The organism is Acinetobacter sp. Z1 (genome assembly GCF_024296945.1).
Taxonomy (GTDB): Bacteria; Pseudomonadota; Gammaproteobacteria; order Pseudomonadales; family Moraxellaceae; genus Acinetobacter; species Acinetobacter beijerinckii.
Genome location: NZ_CP101115.1, coordinates 1,234,794 through 1,259,209 on the forward strand (window position 1 = coordinate 1,234,794; position 24,416 = coordinate 1,259,209).

31 protein-coding genes are annotated in these 24,416 nt (G+C 39.7%); all 31 read left to right on the forward strand.

Going from position 1 to position 24,416, the window contains the following annotated elements:
* The first annotated feature begins 2 nt into the window (after positions 1 to 2).
* A complete protein-coding gene (locus tag NGC85_RS05765; RefSeq protein WP_254805159.1) occupies positions 3 to 479 on the forward strand; it encodes a DUF2280 domain-containing protein in 477 nt (158 codons plus the stop codon).
* Positions 457 to 2,016 (forward strand): phage terminase large subunit, encoded by a 1,560-nt coding sequence (gene terL, locus NGC85_RS05770; protein ID WP_254805160.1) that lies wholly within the window; start codon positions 457 to 459, stop codon positions 2,014 to 2,016. Before NGC85_RS05765 ends, terL begins: the two co-directional genes overlap by 23 nt.
* A gap of 3 nt (positions 2,017 to 2,019) precedes the next feature.
* A complete protein-coding gene (locus NGC85_RS05775; protein WP_254805161.1) occupies positions 2,020 to 3,504 on the forward strand; it encodes a DUF935 family protein in 1,485 nt (494 codons plus the stop codon).
* A gap of 65 nt (positions 3,505 to 3,569) precedes the next feature.
* Complete coding sequence (locus NGC85_RS05780) at positions 3,570 to 4,154, forward strand: hypothetical protein (protein WP_254805162.1); 585 nt, start codon at positions 3,570 to 3,572, stop codon at positions 4,152 to 4,154.
* Between the two features lie 52 nt (positions 4,155 to 4,206).
* A complete protein-coding gene (locus NGC85_RS05785) occupies positions 4,207 to 5,481 on the forward strand; it encodes a phage minor head protein (RefSeq protein WP_254805163.1) in 1,275 nt (424 codons plus the stop codon).
* 550 nt (positions 5,482 to 6,031) lie between these two features.
* A complete protein-coding gene (locus tag NGC85_RS05790) occupies positions 6,032 to 7,000 on the forward strand; it encodes a hypothetical protein (RefSeq protein WP_254805164.1) in 969 nt (322 codons plus the stop codon).
* Between the two features lie 11 nt (positions 7,001 to 7,011).
* The gene (locus NGC85_RS05795) at positions 7,012 to 7,395 is read left to right on the forward strand and encodes a hypothetical protein (protein ID WP_254805165.1); all 384 of its coding nucleotides are present in this window, start codon (positions 7,012 to 7,014) and stop codon (positions 7,393 to 7,395) included.
* 3 nt (positions 7,396 to 7,398) lie between these two features.
* A complete protein-coding gene (locus NGC85_RS05800) occupies positions 7,399 to 8,472 on the forward strand; it encodes a major capsid protein (protein ID WP_254805166.1) in 1,074 nt (357 codons plus the stop codon).
* Between the two features lie 10 nt (positions 8,473 to 8,482).
* Entirely contained in the window at positions 8,483 to 8,839 is a 357-nt protein-coding gene (locus NGC85_RS05805) for a hypothetical protein (RefSeq protein ID WP_254805167.1), read from the forward strand.
* Between the two features lie 8 nt (positions 8,840 to 8,847).
* Entirely contained in the window at positions 8,848 to 9,285 is a 438-nt protein-coding gene (locus tag NGC85_RS05810; RefSeq protein ID WP_254805168.1) for a gp436 family protein, read from the forward strand.
* Between the two features lie 7 nt (positions 9,286 to 9,292).
* Positions 9,293 to 9,793: a phage virion morphogenesis protein gene (locus NGC85_RS05815; protein WP_302885533.1), complete on the forward strand. Its 501-nt coding sequence runs from the start codon at positions 9,293 to 9,295 to the stop codon at positions 9,791 to 9,793.
* Entirely contained in the window at positions 9,786 to 10,226 is a 441-nt protein-coding gene (locus tag NGC85_RS05820) for a hypothetical protein (RefSeq protein ID WP_254805170.1), read from the forward strand. The genes NGC85_RS05815 and NGC85_RS05820 overlap by 8 nt, the downstream gene beginning before the upstream one ends.
* 7 nt (positions 10,227 to 10,233) lie before the next feature.
* Positions 10,234 to 10,419 carry a hypothetical protein gene (locus NGC85_RS05825; RefSeq protein ID WP_254805171.1) on the forward strand — a complete coding sequence of 62 codons (186 nt, stop codon included), beginning with the start codon at positions 10,234 to 10,236 and terminating at the stop codon, positions 10,417 to 10,419.
* Entirely contained in the window at positions 10,412 to 11,164 is a 753-nt protein-coding gene (locus tag NGC85_RS05830) for a hypothetical protein (protein WP_254805172.1), read from the forward strand. The genes NGC85_RS05825 and NGC85_RS05830 overlap by 8 nt, the downstream gene beginning before the upstream one ends.
* A gap of 70 nt (positions 11,165 to 11,234) precedes the next feature.
* The gene (locus NGC85_RS05835) at positions 11,235 to 11,801 is read left to right on the forward strand and encodes a hypothetical protein (RefSeq protein ID WP_254805173.1); all 567 of its coding nucleotides are present in this window, start codon (positions 11,235 to 11,237) and stop codon (positions 11,799 to 11,801) included.
* A gap of 280 nt (positions 11,802 to 12,081) precedes the next feature.
* A complete protein-coding gene (locus NGC85_RS05840; protein WP_254805174.1) occupies positions 12,082 to 12,315 on the forward strand; it encodes a hypothetical protein in 234 nt (77 codons plus the stop codon).
* Positions 12,316 to 12,417: 102 nt separating this feature from the next.
* On the forward strand, positions 12,418 to 12,744 hold the full coding sequence (locus tag NGC85_RS05845) for a hypothetical protein (RefSeq protein ID WP_254805175.1): 327 nt from the start codon (positions 12,418 to 12,420) through the stop codon (positions 12,742 to 12,744).
* A gap of 40 nt (positions 12,745 to 12,784) precedes the next feature.
* The gene (locus tag NGC85_RS05850) at positions 12,785 to 13,282 is read left to right on the forward strand and encodes a hypothetical protein (RefSeq protein ID WP_254805176.1); all 498 of its coding nucleotides are present in this window, start codon (positions 12,785 to 12,787) and stop codon (positions 13,280 to 13,282) included.
* A gap of 130 nt (positions 13,283 to 13,412) precedes the next feature.
* Entirely contained in the window at positions 13,413 to 13,589 is a 177-nt protein-coding gene (locus NGC85_RS05855) for a hypothetical protein (RefSeq protein ID WP_254805177.1), read from the forward strand.
* 9 nt (positions 13,590 to 13,598) lie between these two features.
* A complete protein-coding gene (locus NGC85_RS05860) occupies positions 13,599 to 13,892 on the forward strand; it encodes a DUF4236 domain-containing protein (protein WP_254805178.1) in 294 nt (97 codons plus the stop codon).
* A gap of 12 nt (positions 13,893 to 13,904) precedes the next feature.
* A complete protein-coding gene (locus NGC85_RS05865; RefSeq protein ID WP_254805179.1) occupies positions 13,905 to 14,525 on the forward strand; it encodes a hypothetical protein in 621 nt (206 codons plus the stop codon).
* 3 nt (positions 14,526 to 14,528) lie between these two features.
* The gene (locus NGC85_RS05870; protein WP_254805180.1) at positions 14,529 to 14,762 is read left to right on the forward strand and encodes a kynureninase; all 234 of its coding nucleotides are present in this window, start codon (positions 14,529 to 14,531) and stop codon (positions 14,760 to 14,762) included.
* Positions 14,759 to 14,905: a hypothetical protein gene (locus NGC85_RS05875; protein ID WP_254805181.1), complete on the forward strand. Its 147-nt coding sequence runs from the start codon at positions 14,759 to 14,761 to the stop codon at positions 14,903 to 14,905. Before NGC85_RS05870 ends, NGC85_RS05875 begins: the two co-directional genes overlap by 4 nt.
* Positions 14,906 to 14,950: 45 nt before the next feature.
* Positions 14,951 to 15,343 (forward strand): hypothetical protein, encoded by a 393-nt coding sequence (locus NGC85_RS05880; protein ID WP_254805182.1) that lies wholly within the window; start codon positions 14,951 to 14,953, stop codon positions 15,341 to 15,343.
* 57 nt (positions 15,344 to 15,400) lie between these two features.
* Entirely contained in the window at positions 15,401 to 18,400 is a 3,000-nt protein-coding gene (locus NGC85_RS05885) for a tape measure protein (protein ID WP_254805183.1), read from the forward strand.
* Entirely contained in the window at positions 18,400 to 18,819 is a 420-nt protein-coding gene (locus NGC85_RS05890) for a hypothetical protein (RefSeq protein WP_254805184.1), read from the forward strand. Before NGC85_RS05885 ends, NGC85_RS05890 begins: the two co-directional genes overlap by 1 nt.
* Positions 18,809 to 20,767 (forward strand): hypothetical protein, encoded by a 1,959-nt coding sequence (locus NGC85_RS05895; RefSeq protein ID WP_254805185.1) that lies wholly within the window; start codon positions 18,809 to 18,811, stop codon positions 20,765 to 20,767. The genes NGC85_RS05890 and NGC85_RS05895 overlap by 11 nt, the downstream gene beginning before the upstream one ends.
* Before the next feature lie 2 nt (positions 20,768 to 20,769).
* A complete protein-coding gene (locus tag NGC85_RS05900; protein WP_254805186.1) occupies positions 20,770 to 22,386 on the forward strand; it encodes a hypothetical protein in 1,617 nt (538 codons plus the stop codon).
* A 57-nt stretch (positions 22,387 to 22,443) separates the two neighbouring features.
* On the forward strand, positions 22,444 to 23,712 hold the full coding sequence (locus tag NGC85_RS05905) for a hypothetical protein (protein ID WP_254805187.1): 1,269 nt from the start codon (positions 22,444 to 22,446) through the stop codon (positions 23,710 to 23,712).
* On the forward strand, positions 23,709 to 24,011 hold the full coding sequence (locus tag NGC85_RS05910) for a hypothetical protein (RefSeq protein ID WP_254805188.1): 303 nt from the start codon (positions 23,709 to 23,711) through the stop codon (positions 24,009 to 24,011). The genes NGC85_RS05905 and NGC85_RS05910 overlap by 4 nt, the downstream gene beginning before the upstream one ends.
* The gene (locus tag NGC85_RS05915; protein WP_254805189.1) at positions 24,008 to 24,403 is read left to right on the forward strand and encodes a hypothetical protein; all 396 of its coding nucleotides are present in this window, start codon (positions 24,008 to 24,010) and stop codon (positions 24,401 to 24,403) included. The genes NGC85_RS05910 and NGC85_RS05915 overlap by 4 nt, the downstream gene beginning before the upstream one ends.
* Positions 24,404 to 24,416 lie beyond the last annotated feature (13 nt).

The following is a 24,416-nucleotide window of genomic DNA, read 5'->3' on the forward strand; positions in this document are numbered from 1 at the left end:
AAATGGCAACTTTAAATAAAAAGCAAAAACTCTTTATTGTACGGTCACTTGCTGTATTTAATACACCACAAGAAACAGTAGTGCTCGTCAAGGAAGAATTTAATATCGATGTAACAAGACAGCAAGTCGAGACATACGACCCAACTAAGCGAGCTGGTAAAGATCTGAGTATGGAATTTAAGTCTGAGTTTGAAGCTACACGTAAGGATTTTTTGGATAAACCTGAAACAATCCCTATCGCAAATTTAGCAGTTCGTTTACAGCGATTAGAAAACCAATACCAAAAGCACAGTAAAAATCGTGTTGCTGCCTTGAACATACTTAAACAAGCCGCTGAAGATATGGGCGGCAAGTACACCAATAAAACTGAGATTACAGGCGCAGGCGGTGGGCCATTACAAAGTGAAAATGTTACCTATGTGACTGCTACCGATGAGCAGGTAAGGCAGGCGATAGATGAACTCGAGAGCGAATATTGATCCTGTAAAAGCCAAAGCTAAAAGGATTAAGTGTGAGGATGAGCACTTATTTTTCACAAGGGCATTCTTCTTACCTCGAATGGGCTTTAAGTTTTCAGTCAACTGGCATCATGAATATATAGCGGACAAGATTGATCAGGTCATTTCAGGAAAGGTTAAAAATCTTGTTATTAACGTTCCACCTGGATCAGGTAAAACAGAACTACTGACTAATCTAATTGCCCGTGGTTTAGCTAGAAATGCTCGATCACGTTTTCTGTATTTGTCGTTTTCACAGTCTTTAGTCGAGGATGTATCTGCAACGGCGCGAAACATTGTTAAATCGGTCGATTTCCAAAGCCTGTGGCCAGTCAAAATATCAACCAGTACAGACGCTAAATCTAGTTGGAAAACCACAGTTGACGGCTACGATGCAGGGCATGTTTATTCGGCTTCGATGGGTGGGCAGGTCACTGGCCGCCGTGCAGGTACATTGGCAAATGATGGCTTTACGGGTGCAATCATTCTTGATGACCCATTAAAGCCTGAGGATGCATTTAGTAAGTCGGCACGTAAGAAAGCTAATCGTAAGATCCTGAACACGGTCAATTCACGTAAAGCCAAGTCAGACACACCAATTATTCTGATCATGCAGCGTTTACACGTTGAAGATCCGACTAATTTTGTGATGACTGGAAATGTACCAGGCGATTGGGAACAGATCAGCATTCCTGCTTTGATTGATGATGATTACATCAATCAATTACCTGAGCACATAAAGACAAAAGTACCAAGAGATGTTGAGCGTGATGAACATGGCCGTCAAAGTTATTGGCCTCTTAAAGAATCACTCCAATCGTTACTGCAGCTTGAAAAGGGCGGTGAGGATAAAGACGGCGCGATTGTTTCTCGTTATACCTTTGCAAGCCAATACATGCAGAACCCTAAAAAACTTGGTGGTGACTTAATCAAAACGGAATGGTTTGGTCGTTATAAAGAATTACCCCAACTTCAATGGCGAGCCATCTATGTCGATACGGCGCAAAAAGTTAAAACGCACAACGATTACACAGTGTTTTTACTGGTTGGCTTGGGAGTAGACGGCAAGATCTACATTATTGATCTGCTACGAGGAAAATGGGAAGCGCCTGAAATGAACAGACAAGCTAAAGCATTTATTGATAAGCATAAGGCCTACACATTCGAAACACGTCCTATCCGTTGGATGAATGTCGAAGATAAAGCACATGGTACCCAATTAATGCAGAACCTTGGTACTTATGCTGGCGTTCCTTGTATTGCAATTCAACGTGGTACCGACAAACTCACACGCTTCATGGATGTTCAGGTCCATTTAGAACATGACTATGAAAATAGTCCTAATGATCGTCTGGTAATGCTTCCGATTGGTCAATCTTGGGTTGCTGCATTCATTGAAGAATGTGAAGCATTCACGGCAGATATGACACATGATCATGATGACCAGGTGGATACATTGATTGATGCGATCGAAGAGGCAACCGTTAAACAGAACTATGAGCCTCCAATGGGTGGTTAAGATATGGCAAAGAAAGACAAATCTAAAAAATCAAATAACCCTCAGTCAGCAACGGCTGGGGGTTATTTGTATACACAGCAGGCTGAGCAAGCTTTCTTAAAATTTCTAACTCGGATGCCCGATATTGATGAAGTACTGAGAAAAGCAGGTGTGTCTAGAAATCGTTTAAGCGTATTGATGTATGACGATGAGGTATATCAGTGTGTTGAGAAACGCCAAGACAAGCTTGAAAGTTCGCCGTTTAGATTAGAACCAAACAACACTGCAGCATCAAAAATACTTGCTGATGAGATTCGTAAGTGGTGGTCTGAACTCACTTTAGGAACTCAGAATGCTCGTTGGTATGGCTATTCTGTTATTGAGGCAGTATATAAACAGGATGCTGTACATTTTGAAGGTCATACGATTACACCTTACATAGGATGGGATTGGGTAGGTGTAAAACCTATGCAATGGTTTGAGCCAAAGAGTGATGGACGTTTGATACTTGGTCAAAACTACAATGATCAACGCCGTAATATTGAGTGTGATCAGAAATTTAAACATTTTCTAACACAGTGTAAGCCTACATTTGAAAACCCATTTGGTGAGGCTTTATTTAGTCGTCTTTACTGGTTGCATTTCTTTAAAAATGGCACATACAAGATGTGGGCTAAATATGTTGAGCGCTTCGGTAATCCTTTGCTAGTGGGCAAATCCACAAAAGGTAATGAAGCGATGAAGAATGCATTGCTCAACGCTCACGCGATGTCTGTTCTTGCGATTAATTCAGATGAATCAGTTGAGGCTGTAGGTAGTAATCAAAACGGATCAACGGCGTTTGAATCTTTTGATAAGAAGATTGAGCGCAGTATTCAAAAGGTGATTCTAGGTCAGACATTAACGAGCAGTACTGATGGTCAAGGGAGTAGAGCTTTAGGAGAGGTTCATTTAGAAGTTCAGAACAACAAGGTTCAGGCTGACATTCGAATGATTACTTCTACCATTCAGGCAATGATTGATGCTTTATGTTTTATCAATGGGTGGGATCGTCATACGATTATCATCGGTGATGAAAAGTCACTTGAATCTGACAAGGCTGAAAGAGATGAAAAGCTTAAGAATGCTGGCGCAAACCTTACACCTCAATACTTTAAGCGTGAATATGGACTACAGGACGGCGATGTTGCAGAACTTCCACAAGGACCGTCAGAACAACGATTTAAGGCTTTACCGAATCTGCCTTTTAGCTTTGCTGCAAGTGTAAAAAAACTTAGTCCAGATCAACAGGAGGTTCAGGAGCTAACTGATGCTCAAGAGTCTTTAAGTTTGCTTGATCAAAAGCAGATCGCTGAATTAGTACAACTGAGTGAATCACCAGAAGCACTTGCATTGAATTTGCAAAAAATGATTCCTAATGCTTCTAAAGCTGAGTTCACATTGAACTTAGAGCGTGCATTATATGCAGGTGATGTATTGGGGTATGTGATTGCTAATTCAAAAAGTTGAATTCCATATATAAGTCTATAAAATCATTACTACTTTTTAATAATTAAAAATTTATGAGGGTAGTAATGAGTGATCTTTTAATAAAATTAATAGAGGTGTTGCTTGGACGTAAAGACAAATTTAAAAAGGCTGAGGATAGATTTTTACGCCGAAAAGAGTATTTTAAAGACGTTAAAGAAATTCAAGATGATTTGACAACATCAGATGAAGTTAAAAGAGCATTATTAAATTCAGCTGCACAAAAGCTAACAGGAAGTCCAAGAAGCACATATGAACTTGTTAATTATTATTTTAACCATAAACGTTATGTAAATTTTGAAGCTGTAGCACCATCTGTATGGTTTTGGGAGGAATCTGTTTCTAAAGTTTATGACGAAAATAATGAGTTAATAAAGGTTGAAATAAATCAAAATGGTTTCAAAAAGGAACGGAGAAATTTACGAATTTCATTTTACTTTCTTTTCTTTGCAACGATTTATTTTTTAATCTTTGGCAACTTAATGGCTAATTATATCGCTAAGAACTTTTACATTAGTAATCAGATTACTGGTTTGGTTTTAATCTGTTTCCTTTTATTTCTTTTCATTGCGACTGTTATTGTTGGTATTTTAAAACTTTCTCATCAAGACCTTCCAAAGCTTGTTGAGTAATTCTAAATTTTATATGGCAGCCTTTTGGCTGCTTTTTTATTGGAAAATGAAAATGCAGCCATCCACATTTCTTGAGGCACTACAATATGCCCAATCTAAAAAAGTTGTTTTACCTAATGAGTTTTATTCACTTGATCTTCAAACACGTCAGTATGCAAATACAGTTGGTCTTCTTTCAAGCATTGAACAAATTCAGACCGTAATTAACGCCGTCAATAAGTCTATAGCTGAAGGCTCTACATTTGCTGATTTCAAAAAAAGTGTGGCTGAGAGTGGAATAAATCTACCTGAATCATATTTAGATAATGTTTTTAGAACGAATATTCAATCGGCATATGCTTATGGTCGTTGGCAACATCAACAACAGAATAAATCATCAAGACCATACCTAATGTATTCAGCTATTGAAGATAGTAGGGTTCGTCCAAGTCACTTAGCATTGAATAACATAATTAGGCATATCGATGATCCATTTTGGTTAAGTTGGTATCCACCTAACGGATTTCGATGCCGTTGTTCAGTCATTGCAATCACTGAAAAGAAAGCAAATAAGCTCGGCATTACTTCTGATGATGAATTACCAGAGTTATCAAGTGAGAGTGGGTTCAATTTCAATCCTTGGAATTACGATGATCAATCTATAGAGTTTTTGAACTCGCGTTTAAGCAGTACAACGATTACACCTGTATTGAAAGCTGAAATAGAACGAATAAAAAGTGAGGTAATGATCGAATCAAATGCAATAAATAAAATCCAAACTAGTTTTTCGAAGTTAGATGAAGTCAAGCGTGACATCCTAGACGAAATGGTTGATAAAACGATTAAGTTAGACCCAAATATACGTCCTAGTGACTTGCGTATCGCTTTAGATCTGTCAGATGAAAATGAAAATGCTTTGACGACTATCCTGAAACAGTCTGAGATTCAGAAAGATCAGCAGGGAACTATAGGTAAAAGCATTTGGGACAAGATCATGGGTGCTTTTAACCGGCTTTTCAGTTTCGCCAAGAACACGGCGAACAAGCTCACTGGTAGTTCAATCCGTGGCATTGATGATTTGAATCTGACTGCAGGTAATGTGATAGGAATTAAAACCCCAACATTGTTCCGAGAAGCTGAGAAAGTTGGCAAACAAATCATCATTCTTGATGCGAAGGGTGTGGCAATCGATCTGAGCAAAATTAGTAGTATGGATGGTTCACTATTAGCCCCTGATTTGAGCTTAGAGGTCGTTAGCAACTCAGATGATCAACTTGTACTAAAACGAACAGATAAGCAAGCTGTGCGCTATTTCATAGCAAATCAGAATGCATTCAGTCTGTATTAGTCATTTACTAATTAATTAAACCGCCGCATGGCGGTTTTTAGTTTCATGATAATTTGAGCATGTCAATATAAATTTGACAAAAATTACAAAATGTAGTAAACTACTATCTGTAACGTCAAAATAATAATATTAAAAAACTTTCAAACAACAAGAGAGAAAAACTATGAATTACAATTACTTATTTAATTTTGAATACTATTCAAACACTAGTATGCAAGCTTATATGCATTTCAAAATCATAAAATTAAACAAAAACGACTTTTTACTTGAAGTGCCCTATGCTTTTAATAATGATCCAGCTCAAATTCATCGAATATATAGCTGGTTGCATTTGTCAGCTTTTGATGAAAGAGTCATTTATCAAACTAACAATTTGCGAGTATATAAACTAGATTATCTTAGTCTTATCAACTTCGCATTGATCGCACTTTTAATCGCACAAAAACGCGGTTACAACTTGATCTAAGCTCAATTCAGTTTAGATAAAACGAATTACTTTGATGTTACACAACAGACCGCCTCACGGCGGTTTTTTTTCGGAGAATGAAAAGTGGCAGGAACAAACGAAAAGCCAGATCCGCCAATCTCAGCTTACCAGTTTAAGACCAATCTTTTTGATATTGAGAAAGCAACAGAGGAAGGAAAGAAGCGAACCTTTACTGGTGTTGCCTACAGTGGCGAAGTGATTCAAGGCCACTACTACTGGGGTGATGTGATCTTTGATCTAGACACGATTCAGATGAAAACGCCATTAGGCGCTTTGATTGATCATGACACTGGCCGCCGTGCGGGTGTAGTCCGTAATTTCACTAAAGATAACCAAGGTGGTCTGAAAGTCTCAGGTGATTTACTTTCTAACAAGAATGGTCAAGAAGTTGCCCAAGACAGTGATGAGGGTTATCCGTGGGAAATGTCGGTTTATATCGTGCCTGGTTCAATTGAAGAAGTTGATCGAGGTGAAGTAGAGGTAAACGGCAAAACACTCAAAGCGCCAATCACGATTTTCCGTAACGGCGTTATTCGCGAAGTTTCATTTTGTGCGCTTGGTGCTGATGACAATACGTCTGCAGTAGCGGCAAGTCACACCCCTAAACAATTTAACAAGCAAGAGGACACTGATGTGACCGAGTTAGAGAAAGAAAAAGCAGCACGCATTGAAGCTGAGCAACAACGTGATGCTGCACAAAATGAACTGAAGCAGTTCAAGGAAACTAAACGTACTGAAGATATCGCTACACTTGAAGCTGAGTTGAAAACTCAATTCAGTGCAGAGGATAAAACAGCATATACAGCAATGGACGATACAACATTTGCTTTTGCTTCTAAGCAACTTCGCCAATTCTCTGCAGGCGGTCAAGGCGGGCAACAAACGCCGGCTACAACGCCAGCGAATCAACCTAACCCTGCATTAGCACACTTGTTTACTCATCAGGCAAATGGTGGGCAAGCAGGCACAGGTCAAGCACAAGGTTCAACACTTGATCAAGCCTTTAACCAGTTTGCAGCAGCACAGAAATAAAGGAACCAATCATGGGAAGCACAATTACACAAACAATTGAAAGTCGCCAACTTGTGGTTGGTGATGGGGTACGCACTGAAAACGCCAAGCCTACAACTGCAACAGTCTACAAGCGTGGAGACTTAATCGCCGTTAGCGAAGTAAATGTCGCTACACATCCTGCAGTTACAAGCGGTGTGGTAGGTGACTGGCACGCCATCGTCATTGAGGACATGACGGCGGAGCAGTCCACTTACCATGCAGCAAATGGGCTTGAAATGCCGATTTATGTGCAAGGGGCTTTTGATATTGCAGTGGTAACAGTTAATGGTACCAAGCTCACTTCAAATCAGTTAGATGCAATCCGAGCACAGGGGCTGAAGAACAAAATCGAATTACGCAAAGTCGTGGGGTAAATCATGAGCGTTAGTTTTACATTTCAAAATGCACCAGTTGAGCTGTTGGATATTCCTCAGCTCGTTTTATTAACTGACACCACCAAAAAGGTAGATACATGGTTGATGGATCGTTTTTTCCCTCAACGTGTTTCTTATTCTAAAAAAGAAGTGCCTGTAGGTGAATTAAATACAGCAACACCACTTGCGCCGTTTGTAAGCCCAAATGTTGCAGGTCGACAAATCAATGTGGCTGAATCAGGCAAAGTTGGTTTTGTTATACCAGCTTATTTAAAACCAATGGTTACTATTGTCCCTAGTGATGTTCAGGATACTGCTTTAGTGTCGCAGCTTCGTCGCTTTGGTGTTATTGCAACGGGTTCAAACCGCTTGAGTGATGCTGAGTTATTGCTAATCGATCAGGCACAAAAAGCGATTTATCTGCGCCAGTCGATTGAAAACCGTAAATTGCTTATTGCACGTGACGTATTGCTCTTTGGTAAAACTACATTCGCATCGGCAGATTTCCCATCATATACCGTTGACTACAACCGCGATTCTGCATGTATTTTTTCCCCGCTAGTGAAGTGGAATCTTGCAAATGCTACACCAGTACAGGATATGCAAAGCATGATCAATATTTCAGTTGAATATGCTGGTGTTGCACCTAATCTGGCATTGACCTCATCTAAGGTGTTCAATGCTTTGATTCAGAATGATGAGTTTAAGGAAAAGTTCATCAAGCCATATGCATCTATTAGCGTTCCAATCACTCCTACATTTGATGATCCATCAAAACCACAGTTCCGAGGTACGGTGGATAACGTACAGATTTGGACTTATGATGGTACCCACAATATGAATGGAACTGTAGAACGTTTCATTCCAGAAGATTTCTTCGGAATGGTGTCTGATGCTAATGGTTGGATTGCTCACTGTGCTATTCAGAATATTGAGGCTTTTGGTCAGCCTTTGGAGTTTTTCTTGAATCAATGGCAGGAAAAGAATCCATCAAGTATTCAAATGTTGGCTGAGTCTTCACCTCTTGCCGTTCCTAATAATAAAAACGGCGTTGTTGGTGGCCGAGGATTTGTTTAAGGAGTTATAAATGCCTAAGTACATAGCAAAACAATCCGTCGGTCATTATCGACCAGGACAGGAAATAGAAGGGCTTGATGATGAACTCATTCAAGCCCTTTTAGTATCTGGGGCAATTGAAGAATATAAGCCGCCAGAACAAGTGCCGTCTGATGATTCAGCGGAGGAGTTGGAGAAACTCAAAAGCGAGGTTGAAGATCTTAAGGCATCCAATAAGCAGCTTGAAACTGATAAGACTACCGCATTGGGCGAGGTTGAAGATCTTAAGGCTAAGGTGTCAAAACTCGAAGCTGATTTAGCTACGGCGACCGCAAAGCCTGCTAAGGAAAAATCTACAGCAGATAAGGGTACAGCTGATACCAAGTAAGGTGATTTATGTACGCAACACGTGATGACATGGTGAAGCGTTATGGCCTGAATGAAATATCACAGTTAGAGCGGTATTTGATGGGGGATGAGTCTGTTGAAGCTGCCATAGCTGATGCAGGCTCAATCATTAACGGATGGATTGGTGCCAAGTATGCCATCCCACTTGAATACCCACCTGAAAATATAAAAATCTTTGTCTGTGATATCGCACGTTACTTACTTTGGAAAAGCAAAGCATCTGAAGAAGCCCGCAGACGTTATGAAGATGCTATGAGTTATCTAAAAGGCGTTGCAAAAGGCACAAATGTTTTACTTGTTAAGAACCCCGCAACCGAAGAAGTTAAACCTGCAGCTAAATCACCCGCCACAATGCCAATCGGCACAACATATCGGGGCGGTGTCTTTAGCGATGATGTTTTAAACCAGATGCCAAGCATCAAGTGAGGCAGCTATGGCAGATAAACAGGGTTTTTACTTTCAGGGCGAAGAAAAGCTTAGGGATTGGCTTCGCAAGGTGGAGGCGAAAGCTGGGGATCATAAAGATCTATATGACGAGCTTGGGGATATCTTGCTTGATGGTGTTCACGACCGCTTTAAGCGTGGTGTGGCGCCAGATGGCAGACCTTGGCAGAAGTCATGGCGGGCAATCGCTCAGAAAGGCCAAACGTTAAGAGATACGGGGCGATTACTAAACTCAATCCGTACTCGACTTAATAAAAACGGCGTTTCAATTCTCACGGATGTTCTGTATGCAAAGCTGATGCATTACGGCGGAACTATTCGAGCCAAAAGTAAGCCATATCTTACTTTCAGAACTCCCTCAGGTGGTTGGGTAAAACGCAAATCAATCGTAGTTCCTGCGCGTCCTATCTTCGGTGTGTCTGAGGATGATGCACAAAACATGTTGAGTACAATTGAGGAGTATTTAGAGGAGCTCTTAAAAAATGACTGATAACTATTTTGCATTAGAAGAAATTATCAAAGAGCGCCTGCAAGACATAGACTCAATCCAAGCGATTTATACGCCGTTCTCAGTTGAAGACATGTTGGAATGTACGATGGTTGCGCCGTCAATCAGCATCATTTATGTAGATGATCGAGTGGGAGAATCGGTAGGTAATGGAGCGGCTAGTGTCGTGTACCAACAATGGCTTATTGTTTTGTGTGTTGAGGAAGCAGGTTCACAGATTGAAGATACAACGCTTATCCGCAATGCAGCCAGTCCAATGATCGTTGAGGTTTTAAAACGTATGCAAGGTTTTAATCCTCAAATTGCAAGGTTCAAACAATTCAAGAGAGCAAATGCAGGTGTGCAGCACATGTCAGCAGCGGCCAAGTTGTGGTTGCCGTATTTGTTCGAGTGTCAATTAATTAATAGCTTTTGAGGTCCTTATGTCCAAGCTATATGAAGCAGTAAAACCAATCGGGCGATTCGTACCAGGTGATTTTGTTGCAGGTCTAAGTGATTCAGAGATTCTGGAACACTTAGGCAAGGGCAACATTAAAGAACATATACCTGAAACAGTCGAAACACCTAAAGCAAAACTTAATAAAACGGAGGCCAAAGTAGATGGCTAAAGACTATATTTCATTACAGGGTATGTTTCATTTAGCCCCAATTGTAAATGGTGTTGTTGGTGCACTTCGAGAGCTGGGCAATATGCCTGAATTTGAAGTTGAAATCACAGCCGATGTTCTTGAGCATCAAGAAAGTACTTCAGGGCAGCGAACAACTGATTTCACCATGGTTCAAACAACTGGTGTGACTTTCTCAGGAACCATTGAAGAAGCTAATGCAGAGAATATTAAATATATTCTTTCTGGTGAAAACTTTGAAATCCCATCTGAAACCGTGACAGGTAAATCATTGGGTACTGTTGTGGCCAATCAAATGATTTTGCTTGATGCATACAACTTATCAGATGTGGTGGTTAAAGATTCAACGGCATCACCAGTGACTGTTGATCTGAGCAAATATGTTCTTGATCCAGTTTTTGGAACAATTAAGTTCACAGATGTTACTGGTTTAACAATGCCATTAACGATGGACTTCAAAACTGGTGCCGTCACCCAAACTACAATTGCATCTGATTTAGAGCAGGAATATTTGCTCTACTTTGCAGGTGTGAATACGGCGAATGGCAATAAAGTAGCAATGAAGTTATGGCGAACTAAGAAATCGCCTGAGGTCACTTTCCCATTGATTCATGAAGAGCTTGGGCAATACCAGATTCAAGGCCAAGCGCTTTCTGATATTTCAAAAGCTAGTGATTCAAAACTTGGCTTGTATGGTCACTTTGTGAATATTCCTGCATCGCCGTAAATCAAACAACTACAGGCACAGGGGCGCATAAGCGTCTTTTTTTGTGCCTGTACCTTTCAGGATTTTTTCTATGAATGACTTTTTTATTGCAAACAATGAATCATTGACCCATGTTTTTGTTGATCAGAAAATTGAAGTGAAGCAAATCCAAGTGAAAAACTTAGATCGGCTTAATGGTTTTGCTAATGAGATTAAAAAACTAGAAAGTTATTCAATAGAAACAATCACACCAATAATTGAGCCTCAGATGCTTAATATGATGGGTTTGGTTTCGGTAGTGACAACGTTAAGCCCTAAAACGTTTATCGAGAATAATGCGCAAACCAAGGCGATTGCTGAGCTTGTTCTAAAAATTATTGAAGTAAATGAAGCATTCTTTAAAAATGAGAAAAGAAAGAATAGGACAAATAAAGAAACAAGAGAGGTCAGTTGGTTTCATTCATTCGCTTACTTGGTCAAGAACGGACACAAACACGATGACATCATGAACTTGACATACGGCGCTTTCATTCACTATTTGAAAGAAGCACAAGCTTTAGAACGGCAGCAAATCAAATCCTATGCTATTGCAACACGAGTAGCGAATAATGAGAAAGAGAAAGGGTGGGATAAGTATTTAAAACAATTGGATAGTTAAATTTACACTTGTATTTAAAAAGTTTATTTTTAGAAATAATTTCAACATTATTTCTACATTAAATGTAACTATTCTTTTCATGTGGGGTAGATAAAAATAAATTCTGGAGTTTTAAAATGAAAAAATATGCGTACTTTTTGATCTTATGTCCAATCTCGATATTTTCAAATGCCACAGAGATAAAGCAAAGCAAAGAAAGTAGAGTGGATTGCTTATGCGTTTGTGAATGTGTAAGCGGTCAAAATAATCCTCCAATTCCAATTTGGAAAAAGGACATTTTATGAAAAAAATCGCATTATTCGTTTTAACAACTTCATTGTCATTTTCAGCTTTCGCATCTGAAAACTCAAAAGTTAAGGAGCAACCAGAACGCCGTGAAACACCTGTAAAATCTGTGTCACACAAAGCCGGTTGGGCAGTAGAAATCCAAACACATCCTAATCGTCAAGCTTGCCGCCAACACGTGGCCAAAATGAAAGAAGCTGAACCTGATCGTAGCCATGGCTGCTTATAGGCTTTAAAACCTCCCTCGGGAGGTTTTTTAATACCTGAATATTTATGCTAAATTACCCTCAACCGAGGGTATTTTATTTCCACAACATAAAAAGCTATACACATGAAAAAAATATTATTAGTTTGCCTTGCAACTCTGATTGTAGGCTGTGAAAAACAACCTGAAAAAGTTGATAACTCGTCAATTCTGAAGCAGTTTGATGAATCTGATAAAAAGATTGAGGGATTCTTAGATATTCTTGACGATCCAAACGCTGATAAAGAATTACAGCGCAAAGTCCTCTGCACTGACTATCCCAAAGTTTATGAGAAAGAGTATCTACCGGCGCTGTTAAAGCTTTCAAATGATGAGCCAAAAGAAAAGCTAATTGATGATTTTAAAATAACGATTGAGTATTACAGTCAGAAATTAAAAATTGTGTGCGACTAGAATTTTATAAATTAACATCTTTCGAACTAAAGGGGCAGCAGTGAAATTTGTTTTAGTTTTGAGCTTATTAGTCAGTTTAATTGGTTGTACAACGATTCAGAAAAATCAAAGTGATGACTCTAGCGAGACCTTGGGCACATTAGATCAATTCTTAATAAAGTACAAACTTGTCGATAGCAATCTCAATTTTTATAAGTTGAAAGATTACTTAACAGATCCGTTATATTCCAGAGAGATTAATAATTTCTATTATGATCTTCCTAAAGATATCAGTATTGGGCATAGCTTTGATTCTGTAGATTTTAGTCGAAATCGTTTTTATGTAAGGCATTCGATTGATACGGAAAAATATAAGGGACCGATAAGCATGAGTAATCGTCCATTATTAAAAAAAATACTAATAGAGCAGGAATGCAAAGGTTTGTTTGGTAACAGTAAAGCAATAAAAAAGAATGGGGGTATAGGTATTACGCAGACTTATTATTTTGTTAAAGAAAATTATCGTGTAGTGGTAGATATGAACACATCAGAATGTTAAATAAAAGCTATTCGATAATTCTTGGTATTTTTAAAAAATATTCGACCATTTTATTAAAAGTTCAAATAATTTATGACTAGCTTTTCCTATTAAAACAAAATATCCTCAATTTAAAAATTGGGGATTTTTTATGAGAAAGATTATTTTAAGTTTATTTTTAATTGTGGGTTCAATAAGTATTGCTGAAGCAGGCAAAGGCAGACAGCCGTGCTCAGGTAAAAAAGGCGGCATTAGTCATTGTGAAGGAAAGAAATTTGTATGCAATGATGGTTCTATAAGCGGTTCAAAAAAAATCTGTAATAGATAGGATCTAATTATGGGATTTAATTTTAGAAAAAGCTTAAAGATTGCGCCAGGGTTAAAGGTTAATATCACCAAAAAAGGAGTTAGCAGTTTATCCATTGGTAAGAACGGCGCAAGAGTTAATGTTGGCAAAAAAGGGGTTAAAACTACAGCTGGTTTGAACGGTACAGGATTATCTTATTCTAAATTTAGTAGTTATAACGGTAATAAAAATAAAGTCGATAAGACAAAATCAATTGGTTTTGGTTCACTCTTGTTGATTGGGGTAGTTTTATTATTTTTTTATTTAGTTTTTTTTGGTAATTGATTTTGAATAATCTTGGGTGTTGATGTGATTAGATTCCTTCTAGTGTTATCACTATTACTGCCATTTGGAACCCAAGCTAATGATAGTGATCGTTTAGAACACTTATTAGAATCGTTAAATCATAATTCATATACCCATCCTGATGAGATCGATGTACCTCCATTATCAAAAGATTCAGATAAGTTAAAAAATAAAACTATAGATTTAAGTGATAGTGAAATTGAAGAAAAATTTGGTAGTTCATTTCATGCTATTGCAAAAAGGTATGTAAATAGCAACTCTCTTAAAGTCCGTGACAAACCTAATGGAAAAGTTATAGATCATTTGAAACGTGGTGAAAGTGTATTAATCTACGATGTTGCTGGTAAATGGGAACGGATTTCAGAAGAGGGTGAATTTCATAAATGGGTAGATTCAAGTTTACTTTGTACCACTGCTAATTGCTTTAAATCTTCGAATAACACATATACCCAAAGAGTGGTCAAGAAATCTGTAAATACTAATACTTATGTGACGCCAAGAAAGCAAAATACCACAATTGGTGGATGTTCATGTGGATCTGGTAATTATTGTTATGGGCCTCGTGGTGGAAGATATTGTTATACATCAGGTGGAAATAAGTCTTATAGGTAATAGATGAAAAATATAATTTTAATTGTGGCTCTACTTTTAGCTGCTTGTGCTAGGGAAGATTCAAATTCAAAACCAGTTTATGGTAAAGAGTCTGGCATGCCCGCCAATTGTAAAGCTTATATTCAAGTTGCTGTAAATGAATGGCGTCGAGGAACATATGACACCAATGTCACTATGGATGCTATTGAGCGTAATTGTGGTGAAAATGGTGAGCTTTGGGATTACAAACCAAAATGACAACCAAAGACTTCACCCGACCAGAATATTCAAACCCTGTGATTGATATGTGGGAGTTCTTTGCTGAAAACTCACAATACAGACTTTTAAAATATGAAGCGGTGAAAGGTGGGGTTAGGGTGTTTTATGCTCAGATCAATTAAAAATATATGCTATAAATACCTCTATTGATTAGGGGTATTTTTTACATGAAAAAATTATTAATTATTGTTTTTCTTTCATTACCTACTTTTGCAAATGCTGGCGTTTATCAATGTAAAGTTGGCGGTAGTTTGGTCTATCAAGATAAACCTTGTGCGGGGTCAAATGAGCAAACTAAACAGATAAGAGAAAAGCAAAATGCTTATAAAAATGCTCAAGAAAAGCGGGAAAGAGAAAAAGCAGAATGGAATGCCAAAGGTGAGCCAAAAGTTGGCATGACTGCTACTCAAGCTGAAAAAACTACTTGGGGATATCCCGATAAGATAAATAAATCAACCAGTGCAACTGGTGTAAGTGAGCAATGGGTCTATCGCCGTGGAAATAGCAGCAAATATTTATATTTTCAGAATGGCAAATTGACCACGATTCAAGACTTTTAACCAATCTAATAAATGAAACCTGCGAAAGCAGGTTTTTTTTCGCCTTGAGGAAAGTATATGGCCACAAATAGCTTAGATTTCTTATTGAACTTAAAGGCCAACACCACTGGCTTTGACCAAGGCATTAATGGTGCAAAGTTCGCCGTGAATGCTCTTGTAGGAGCCATGGCAACATTGGGAGTAGGCTTAGGCGTTAAAGAGCTTGCGGAAGCTGCTGACCGTTATGCAAACTTATCTGCTCGTATTCAATTAGCTACTAAAGACACAGGTGATTTTAAATCAGCAATTGCTGGTGTTCATCAGATTGCTCTGAATACAAATTCAAGCCTTGATTCCACTGCTGAACTATTTGGAAAATTAAATACTGTTGCAAAAGATATGGGTATGACCCAGCAACAGGCATTGGATTTAACCAAAACGGTAACTCAAGCTATCAAACTTGGTGGTGGGTCTGTACAGGGTTCTGAAGCAGCAGTTCAGCAATTTATTCAAGCCATGCAGGGCGGGGTTCTTCGTGGGGAAGAATTTAACTCCATGATGGAGAATGGATACGGATTAGCTGAAGCTTTAGCTAGGGGATTAGGTGTTACAACTGGCGAACTCCGCAAAATGGCCGAGAACGGCGAACTTGGCGCGGAGCGTGTTTTAAAAGCATTAGAAGGGCAAAAGGCTGCTATTGAAGCATCTTATGCTGAGCTACCCAACACTATTGGCAACGCATTACAGAAAATTACAACATCTTGGCAAATTGTAATCGGTGAGATGGATCAGGCAAACGGCGCATCAGCTCAGGTCGCTGAATGGTTGTCAGTTTTAGCAGATAATCTTGATATTGTTGAAGTGCTATTAAACGATATTGGTGATGGTTTTGTATGGTTTGGTGATCAACTTAAAAAGATTGATCCTGCAACAATTGAAGCACTTAAAACAGCTTTATTATCTGCATACGATGCAATTAAGTCACTTGGATCAACTGTAGGAAGAGTTTTTGAATCTACTGTTGATGTGCTAAATACAGCGCTTGGGCAAATATTTAATTTCTCAAGTGGAATTGACTCTGCAGCTGGCAAAACCAATGGATTTACTAAAGCGCTTCAAGCTGTAAATGTCGTTTTGGGTTTCTTAAATGATGGATTCAAAGCAATAAATATTGGCATCAATTTAATCATTGGTGCTGCATATGATGCTGCAGGCGCTTTTAGTTACTGGAAGTCAAAAATCACTTTCGGTGATACATCAGAACAAGCTCTAAAAGACTTTGAGCTGATGTCTGCTAAAGCTCAGGAATACTATAAAAAGTCATCTGATGGAGCGATGGCATTTAAATCTTCTGGTGTTGAAGCAATTCGCCAAATTGGTTTAACGCAAGAAGAGAAAAATGCTGAAAGTTTAGCAAATAATGAAACAACATTAGCCGAATTAAGTGCTCAAGAAGCTAAGCATAATGCTGATTACAAAGCATTAAGTGATGAAAAAATTCGGCTGAATCAACAATTGAATGATGCCAAAAAAGTGTCTGATCAAGCTGCCATTGATGCCGCCATGTCAGGATTGAATGAACTTCAGAAAAGGGAACAGGCATACCAGTCAGAAAGTGAAAAATTAACTGAAGCAAAAATTCTAGCTGCCCAAGCTGTGGCTAATGCAACTATAAAATCGGCCGATGCAGCGGGGCAAGCGGCCTTAAAAGCATTAAACGCACAACTTGCTGCGCAAGGATTAAAGGCAGAATTTGACAGTGCTGGCAAGGTAATTGTTTCCTCTATGGAGGTTGCTGTAAAAGAAACCGAGGAATTAGGGACTACTGCAGATCAATCTACTACCAAGGTGAGGAAGGCTGCTTCAGCTTTAGAAATTGATTTAGATGCAGCATTAAACCGTGTTTCTAATAAGTTTAAGGAGACAGAGCGATCAGTAAATGACTTAGCGGTTGAGCTCGAAAATACAGGGGTAACAGGGAAAGAAGCATCTGAAGTTCTTTACTTGGGTTGGTCTAAGTGGCTTGCAACTGCTAAAAGTCAAGCTGAGATAGATATTGCTAAAGCAAAATTGCAAGAATTCCAAGAACAGGGCGTTTTTTCAACAAAACAAGTTGAAATGGGGATGCTTGCGATTAAGCAAGCTACTGCCAAATTACCTGATGATCTCGATGAGGTCGGCAAAGCATTTGAACGCCTTGGTGTTAAAACCAAGGAACAATTAAAGCTTGCTGCTGATTCCGCAATTGCTGACTTCAATACAATGAAAGCAAGCGGCCAAGCGACATCAGAGGGTCTAAAACAAGCTTATGAACGAGTGATGCAAGCTGCTGCAGCATCGGGAAATCAAGCTGTTATTGCAAATGCGAAAGCGCAAGGGGCATCTGTAGGTTTGCAAGCTCAGATTGATGAAACAGGAAAATCATCAGTTCAATCAACCCAGGAAATTGTAGATTCACTTTACAAAGTCGGAGAAACTGCTAGAGGCTCGACTGCTGATGGATTCCGTGAACTTGGTCGTGTTGCCCGTGAAGAAGCTAAAACAACTGCCCAGGAATGGGAAGATGCAATGGCCAAGGTTAAAGCTGAGCGCGATGCACAAAATCAGGCAAATGGTAAAGGCTTAGCTGAATTGCAGGGTGGCATTGATCAAATGGCTGAGGACTATTTTAAGCGATTAGTTTCGGCTGGTATGGATCAAAGCAGAGCAAAAGATCTAGCGGATAAAGCGCGCTATTCATTGGCCCTAGAAACAACGCGGTCATTAAAAGGCGGTACCACTGAAAACCTCAATACAACTAAGCAAGAAATGGAGAAAACGCTTAATTATTGGGAGAATCAGAAAGGTAAAAGCACTGTTTCAACAGGGAATTATCAGCCTATTCAAGTTCCAACTATTCAAGCACCAACAATTGAACCTATTAAGATGCCTAATAATATTGATGCTGGTAATCCTAAGAATGTTCGCATTGAGCTTGTGAATGGTGATAGTTCTACCTATGTTTATGCCGATGAAGATGAGGCTGACTTTACTGAGAAATTCTTTCGAGAGCTTGAACAAGCTAAAAAGAGGTCCTAATGAGACTTAAACGCAACGCAACGAGTGAAACCGTCCAATTAGAGGACGGTTTTTTATTTTCAGATGAATTTTCTTGGAAACCAATTGAACAGAATCAAGAGTATGCAGTTAATGGCACCCTGATCATTCAGGAAGGAAAAAAGAAGTCGGGGCGACCAATCACATTGCTGTCTAAAGAGAATAGTCAGGGCTGGGTAAAACGATCAGTTTTATCCGTTATTCAAGACTGGTCTGCTTTGCAGGATGAACAATTCACTCTGATTTTCGAATATCCGCATGACACACGTCAATTCAACGTGATTTTCAATCATGCACAAGGCGCAATTGAAGCTGATCCAGTTAAAGGATTTCCAACAGTTTCAAATGAAGATTATTACAAAGTTACCCTTAAATTTTTAGAGGTGCCAGATGCCAGTTGAAACCAATAATTTAGTTTTATATAAGTCTGAGCGTTTGACTGATACTTCAGACGGCGGCGGTAAGTACTCAGGCCAAGTCGTTGTTGATGGGGAGAGTAATAATCTTTTTCCAGATGTATCAGAGTTAGACCGCACCATGGGGCGTGTATCACTGCGTAAAATCTTCGCAGGAATTAATAACAGTGATACTGAGTCTTTGATGGGTTCAACGGTATTTGTTTCTAAGAATCCAGATGATCCGAATGTGTCTGCATTATTGTTCAGTACCGAAAGCCATACCGATGTCAGATCAAGCGCCGCTAATCGGGTAGAAAGCTATTTGGCCAAAGGTGCACAAGCCGTTGGTTCTTTGCTTGATACAGCGTATTCAGGCATGAAGTCATTGCAGGTGGCGATGAGCAAGAATGAGTCTGAGAACAACGTGGGTGATACGATTGTTTTAGTTGTGAATGAAGGGTTACCAACTGAAGTAACTCAGTATGTGCGATTGACTGCAGTATCAACACGTGCAGCTTTCATTCGTGTTAACAATGCTGATGTTGAATATAAAATTGCGACTTATAGCTTTCAGGATCCATTGAGCCGCGATTTCATCGGTGTTTCAGCGCTGCAGTGGTACAACAATACCAAATCAGCGACCACGGTCCGAAATACAGTGGTTGCTGATTCTGGGAAGTACTCGGCAAGTGTCAATCTCAGTGAAGATGTGAGTGTGGGTAGCTTCACCATTGGGGCGAGTTCAATCTTTTCTCAACTGATTCCATCCTCACAAACTGAAACACCGTTACTTGACCTGAATGCCGTTAGTGAAAATCCAGCTTTGGTTGCTGGTAACGCAGGCACAATCACCGTTCAATACACAACGAACGTGAATACGGCGCAAAGCTTGTATATTGGTTCAAGTGTGCTGCCTGCAAGTGTTTCATTCACTTTGTTTGGGCAAGTGATTACTGATAATGGCGGCACGCTACGAACGGTTAATGGCACTCAGATTGGTACGATTGATTACCAGACTGGCCACATCGTATGGACCAATGCCATTGGTACAGGTAATGCCAATATCTCCATTACATTTACGCCAGCGTCTGCACCGGTTCAACCGTTTGAGTCATATGCACTTGAAGTTACCCAGAACAATCAAGGTACCAACTGGACTGGTGTTCTGGTCCCAATTCCAGCACCTGGTGCGCTTTCAATCTCGTACATGTCTCAAGGCAAGTTTTATACCTTAAAAGACAATGGCACAGGGCGTCTTGTGGGGGGGAGTGAATTGGTTGGGAGTGGATCGATTAACTATGCCACGGGTACATGGTTACTCACCACTGGTGCGCTACCGGATGTTGGTACTCCAATACTTTTGCAATGGGGTAGCCCGATTACTACCTTTGCACGAGCAAACTTACCAGTTAAACCTGCTGCAATCGAATTTAATCTTGCACCTGGTGTGAATTCAGGTGTAACCGTGACATGGACGCTTGAAGGGGTGAACAAAACAGCTACCAGTAACCCGCAAGGCCAGTTTGTTGGTGATGCTATTGGGACCATCAACTATGCAACCGGTGAAGGCAAACTGATTCCGAACAAGTTGCCGCAAAAGGGAACGGTATTTAATTTTAACTTTGACCACGGCGATCCAAAGCAGCAAGTCAAATCGAATTTAACCCCTGATGGCAGTCAGAAATTAGTTTTCACAATTGGTACAGGTGTTGCGATTCAACCAAATAGTGTACAGCTTGAAATCCCTGTAACTGATGAGATTTTAGGTTTAGGGCAAGTTTTGTATTTAACCGACAATCCTATTAATTCCACTACAGGGAATTTGATTGATTCCTTCGGAAATATCCAAGGCGCGATTACTTATGCCACAGGTGCAGTGGAAGTAACGCCTAGCTTGGTTTCAACCGTTTATCACCGTGTATACACAACTGTAAGTTATGGGGCATCATAATTATGGGTTTCTATTTACCACAGACTGAAAGAATCGAGTCTCAAAGTAAGAATCTAAGGGCTTTTGGTACCACGACAGTCAATGTGAAATACCGTGATAATCCTGGTACTGATAATGCAACTTTGCAGTGGACCGCGGATAAACTAAGTTTTGATTTAACGGCTGGATATAATGAGCAAATCCTATCAGGTGCGGTGCGCTTTAAAATTGGAGCTGACACCATCATTGATCGATCAGGGTTGATCTATCGTAATGTAGACAGTGCAACAGGTAGCGGCACTCAGTCTGGTACCATTCAATACGGTACCGGTATTGTTGAGCTCAGCAGCTGGACTCCAAACGTCGATAACCAGATTACGATGCAGTCATTAACAACTACGACTGATATGTTACCGATTCATCATGTAAGTTTTCGCATACCGACTATCCCAATTCGACCAGGATCCTTAACAGTGGTTGTAGCAGCTATGGCAGGAGGTCAGCTGACTTTAACTGGCAATGAAGCAGGATTGATTGAAACAACACAGGCTCATGGTTTTATTAATTATGAGACGGGTTTTGTTGATATCTACTTTTACACCAAAACTGAAATCACAGAGGCAAACCGCCCGACCATTGAGGCTGAAGAATGGTACTTGCCAGAGCTTGAGTTTCAAGAAGCCGGTAAAACCTATATCAATGTGCCGTACTGGATTGATGCAACGAGCGTACGCTATAACGCCGTGGCCTATACTTATATTCCACTAGATTCAGATATCTTAGGGTTGTCAGCGACACGTCTACCTCCTGATGGCCGTGTGCCGATCTTCCGCGTCGGTGATATTGGTGTGATTGCCTCATCCAAGAAACAGCAGTTGCCAAGCCACGTTGCAGGGCAAACTTATAATCTTAATGATCAACGTATCTCATGGTGTGAGCTTGAGGATAGTAATGGCGTTAAAGTCCCTTATGACATGTACGTTGTTGACTATGACTTTGGCAAAGTGACTTTAAGTGGTGAGTTTGCGCTGAATACTTTGGTTGCACCAATCTTTGCTGCTTATCGCTATCAAGACATTGGTTTGATCAATGATGTACAGATCAGTGGTCAGGTGACTTTCACCAAACCAGTGACGCACAATTACAGCAAAGACGACTCAATTGTTGGATCTGTTGTGGTTGTTGGGGATATGTTTAGTCGATACACAAACAAGTTTGTTCAAGGTTCATGGAATAGTGCTTGGGCAGACGAACCAGTAGGCCAGCCAATTTCGGCTAATTACAATGATGTGCTTTATCCATTTGTAGTTACTAATAAGGGTTCGATTCAGGAACGTTGGGCAATTGTCTTTACTGATATTTCTACTTTTAGAATTATTGGCGAAGTATCCGGCCAGATTGGCACCGGAACAACAACAGTGGATTGCGCCCCTATAAACCCGATTACCAATGAGCCTTATTTTGTGATTAAGAAGGAAGGTTGGGGAACTGGGTGGGCAAATGGCAATGTACTGCGCTTCAATACTATCGCCGCGATGCAGCCGATCTGGTGTATCAGAACAGTAAAGCAGTCGGAACCAACCGTGCTTAGCGATAATTTTCAGATCATGTTCCGTGGCGATATTGATCGAGATATCTAAACCATTTTTTCACCCTATAGGGCTGCAATTGCAGCCTTTTTTATTGAGTAAACAATCATGTCGACAGATTTAAAAGTGCAGTTTTTTAGCCATCTAAATGGCATTAATCTTGGTAATAACTGGGGTGATTTGATTCGTATGTTGGATACATGCTTAGTAAACGGTTTGCCATTTACCAGTGTTATGGCGGCCAGCATTGATGCCAATGGTGATATTAATCTGACTTTTTTTGCAGCGCATAACGCTGTGTTATTCCAGATTGTTGAATTGACAGGTTTCTCGCCATCTAACATCAATGGCAAATATCGGATTAAGGGGTTGCCAACATCTACACAAATCATACTTAAAGCCGAATTGTCAGGTCAGTCAATTACCGCAAATGGATCAGCGAAGTTGGCAGCGCTGGGCTATGAAATTATCTTCCGAGATGCGAATGATGTTAAGCGCGTTTATCGTGCTAAAAATCCACGAGCTGAACATCCATTTATTCGTGTGGATGAAACCATTTCAGATGGTGTGAATAGTTATAACTCAGCATACGCAAAATCAGCAATGGTTGGTCTGGTCGAAAATATGGCACATATTGACGATTATGAAGATACAGGAAAATTACAATTGCCGCTTAATACTGCTGATTTTAGAAGAAATTGGAAAATCACAGGTACAGGTACTAATTGCGTTAGAGGCTGGTCTAAATGGTACTGGGCTACACAGCAAGCTTATTTAGCTGGACCTTTTGAATTCAACGCCCCGCCAAGTGGAAATCGAAGATTTACTCTAACTGGTGATGATGAAGCCTTTTATATCACAATGAGTATGTCAACAAGCGATCAGCAAAATAAAGTCGTTTATGGGTGTGGTTTATTTGATAGCACCGTAGACCCTAGTGTTAGTGAAAATTGGTTTTTAATTAGCACATTGCGATTAGATAATGCGGGCAGTACAAATGGATTTAGTGGTTACACTGGAGGTACTCCATTTGTATTTGACACATCATCAAATAAGTCAGGTTTTTTTGTGCCTAAATACTCAATTGCAAATAAAATTGTAAATCATGATGTGACAACGCCAATTTTGCCGGATTTAACAACTGGATATTCTAATATTTACAGTGCAAGTAATATCGGGGCATTACAAATCCCATTTGTAGATAACTCTAAACACTTGAGAGGGACGCTCAAGCATATTTTCTATGCTGGAAACATTAGACCGTCAAATCAACAAACAACACCATTGCTCTATGAAAACAATATGTATGTCTGGGATAGTATATGGGTGCAACCAGGTGTGGGTGGGATGTATTTTTATTTAGGAGAGCTTGAATGAAACCCTGTTCACGAAAAGCAATGCCATCAAGTACATTGATGCAAAATGTTGGATTTGGCGATAAAAATACTGTTGCATCTATTAAAGGTACAACAAAAAAACTAGGGGTGAATTATAGAAATGCAACGGTAGTTTTATACAACAATGCAAATTTGCAGACTATTGCTATTAGAAAGCCTAATGAGAATGGAGACTACATAATTTTTGGTCTAAATAATTCATTAAGCTGTTTCATTATTGCTTTTGATAATAACAAGCAATACAACGCGGTAATTCAAGATGGAGTAGTGCCTAAATGAGTGTGATTCCTTCTTTAGCAGCTGGCTTGGCGCAACTTCAAGCACTGGCTAGTTTCTTAGATATGGGTAGCGATAATGCTACCTTTATTTTTTATGACGATACAAAGCCTGCGAGTGTAAATGTTGCTGCAAATTCTAGTGCGAAACTTGTAACGCTGACCTTTCCAAAGCCATGTTTTAAACAGCTTAATACTAATGGCATAGAACTGAATCAAACAGATGCTGCACTAGTAATTAAAGCAGGCACGGCTGTCTGGGCGCGGATCTATAATGGTAATGGCGATGCTGTAGCAGATTTCGCCGTGGGTACTGAGATTGCTCTAGCAAACCCAAATCTAGTAATCGGCAGCACTCTAATGATCAATTCTTTTGTACTGAAACCAACAACCTAAATTGAGGTGTGCA

Bases quoted from the DNA above. Each gene is read 5' to 3' on its own strand.
- NGC85_RS05765 (WP_254805159.1), top strand. From the start codon at position 3: ATGGCAACTTTAAATAAAAAGCAAAAACTCTTTATTGTACGGTCACTT.
- terL (WP_254805160.1), top strand. From the start codon at position 457: ATGAACTCGAGAGCGAATATTGATCCTGTAAAAGCCAAAGCTAAAAGG.
- NGC85_RS05775 (WP_254805161.1), top strand. From the start codon at position 2,020: ATGGCAAAGAAAGACAAATCTAAAAAATCAAATAACCCTCAGTCAGCA.
- NGC85_RS05780 (WP_254805162.1), top strand. From the start codon at position 3,570: ATGAGTGATCTTTTAATAAAATTAATAGAGGTGTTGCTTGGACGTAAA.
- NGC85_RS05785 (WP_254805163.1), top strand. From the start codon at position 4,207: ATGCAGCCATCCACATTTCTTGAGGCACTACAATATGCCCAATCTAAA.
- NGC85_RS05795 (WP_254805165.1), top strand. From the start codon at position 7,012: ATGGGAAGCACAATTACACAAACAATTGAAAGTCGCCAACTTGTGGTT.
- NGC85_RS05800 (WP_254805166.1), top strand. From the start codon at position 7,399: ATGAGCGTTAGTTTTACATTTCAAAATGCACCAGTTGAGCTGTTGGAT.
- NGC85_RS05805 (WP_254805167.1), top strand. From the start codon at position 8,483: ATGCCTAAGTACATAGCAAAACAATCCGTCGGTCATTATCGACCAGGA.
- NGC85_RS05810 (WP_254805168.1), top strand. From the start codon at position 8,848: ATGTACGCAACACGTGATGACATGGTGAAGCGTTATGGCCTGAATGAA.
- NGC85_RS05815 (WP_302885533.1), top strand. From the start codon at position 9,293: ATGGCAGATAAACAGGGTTTTTACTTTCAGGGCGAAGAAAAGCTTAGG.
- NGC85_RS05820 (WP_254805170.1), top strand. From the start codon at position 9,786: ATGACTGATAACTATTTTGCATTAGAAGAAATTATCAAAGAGCGCCTG.
- NGC85_RS05825 (WP_254805171.1), top strand. From the start codon at position 10,234: ATGTCCAAGCTATATGAAGCAGTAAAACCAATCGGGCGATTCGTACCA.
- NGC85_RS05830 (WP_254805172.1), top strand. From the start codon at position 10,412: ATGGCTAAAGACTATATTTCATTACAGGGTATGTTTCATTTAGCCCCA.
- NGC85_RS05835 (WP_254805173.1), top strand. From the start codon at position 11,235: ATGAATGACTTTTTTATTGCAAACAATGAATCATTGACCCATGTTTTT.
- NGC85_RS05840 (WP_254805174.1), top strand. From the start codon at position 12,082: ATGAAAAAAATCGCATTATTCGTTTTAACAACTTCATTGTCATTTTCA.
- NGC85_RS05845 (WP_254805175.1), top strand. From the start codon at position 12,418: ATGAAAAAAATATTATTAGTTTGCCTTGCAACTCTGATTGTAGGCTGT.
- NGC85_RS05855 (WP_254805177.1), top strand. From the start codon at position 13,413: ATGAGAAAGATTATTTTAAGTTTATTTTTAATTGTGGGTTCAATAAGT.
- NGC85_RS05860 (WP_254805178.1), top strand. From the start codon at position 13,599: ATGGGATTTAATTTTAGAAAAAGCTTAAAGATTGCGCCAGGGTTAAAG.
- NGC85_RS05870 (WP_254805180.1), top strand. From the start codon at position 14,529: ATGAAAAATATAATTTTAATTGTGGCTCTACTTTTAGCTGCTTGTGCT.
- NGC85_RS05875 (WP_254805181.1), top strand. From the start codon at position 14,759: ATGACAACCAAAGACTTCACCCGACCAGAATATTCAAACCCTGTGATT.
- NGC85_RS05880 (WP_254805182.1), top strand. From the start codon at position 14,951: ATGAAAAAATTATTAATTATTGTTTTTCTTTCATTACCTACTTTTGCA.
- NGC85_RS05885 (WP_254805183.1), top strand. From the start codon at position 15,401: ATGGCCACAAATAGCTTAGATTTCTTATTGAACTTAAAGGCCAACACC.
- NGC85_RS05890 (WP_254805184.1), top strand. From the start codon at position 18,400: ATGAGACTTAAACGCAACGCAACGAGTGAAACCGTCCAATTAGAGGAC.
- NGC85_RS05895 (WP_254805185.1), top strand. From the start codon at position 18,809: ATGCCAGTTGAAACCAATAATTTAGTTTTATATAAGTCTGAGCGTTTG.
- NGC85_RS05900 (WP_254805186.1), top strand. From the start codon at position 20,770: ATGGGTTTCTATTTACCACAGACTGAAAGAATCGAGTCTCAAAGTAAG.
- NGC85_RS05905 (WP_254805187.1), top strand. From the start codon at position 22,444: ATGTCGACAGATTTAAAAGTGCAGTTTTTTAGCCATCTAAATGGCATT.
- NGC85_RS05910 (WP_254805188.1), top strand. From the start codon at position 23,709: ATGAAACCCTGTTCACGAAAAGCAATGCCATCAAGTACATTGATGCAA.
- NGC85_RS05915 (WP_254805189.1), top strand. From the start codon at position 24,008: ATGAGTGTGATTCCTTCTTTAGCAGCTGGCTTGGCGCAACTTCAAGCA.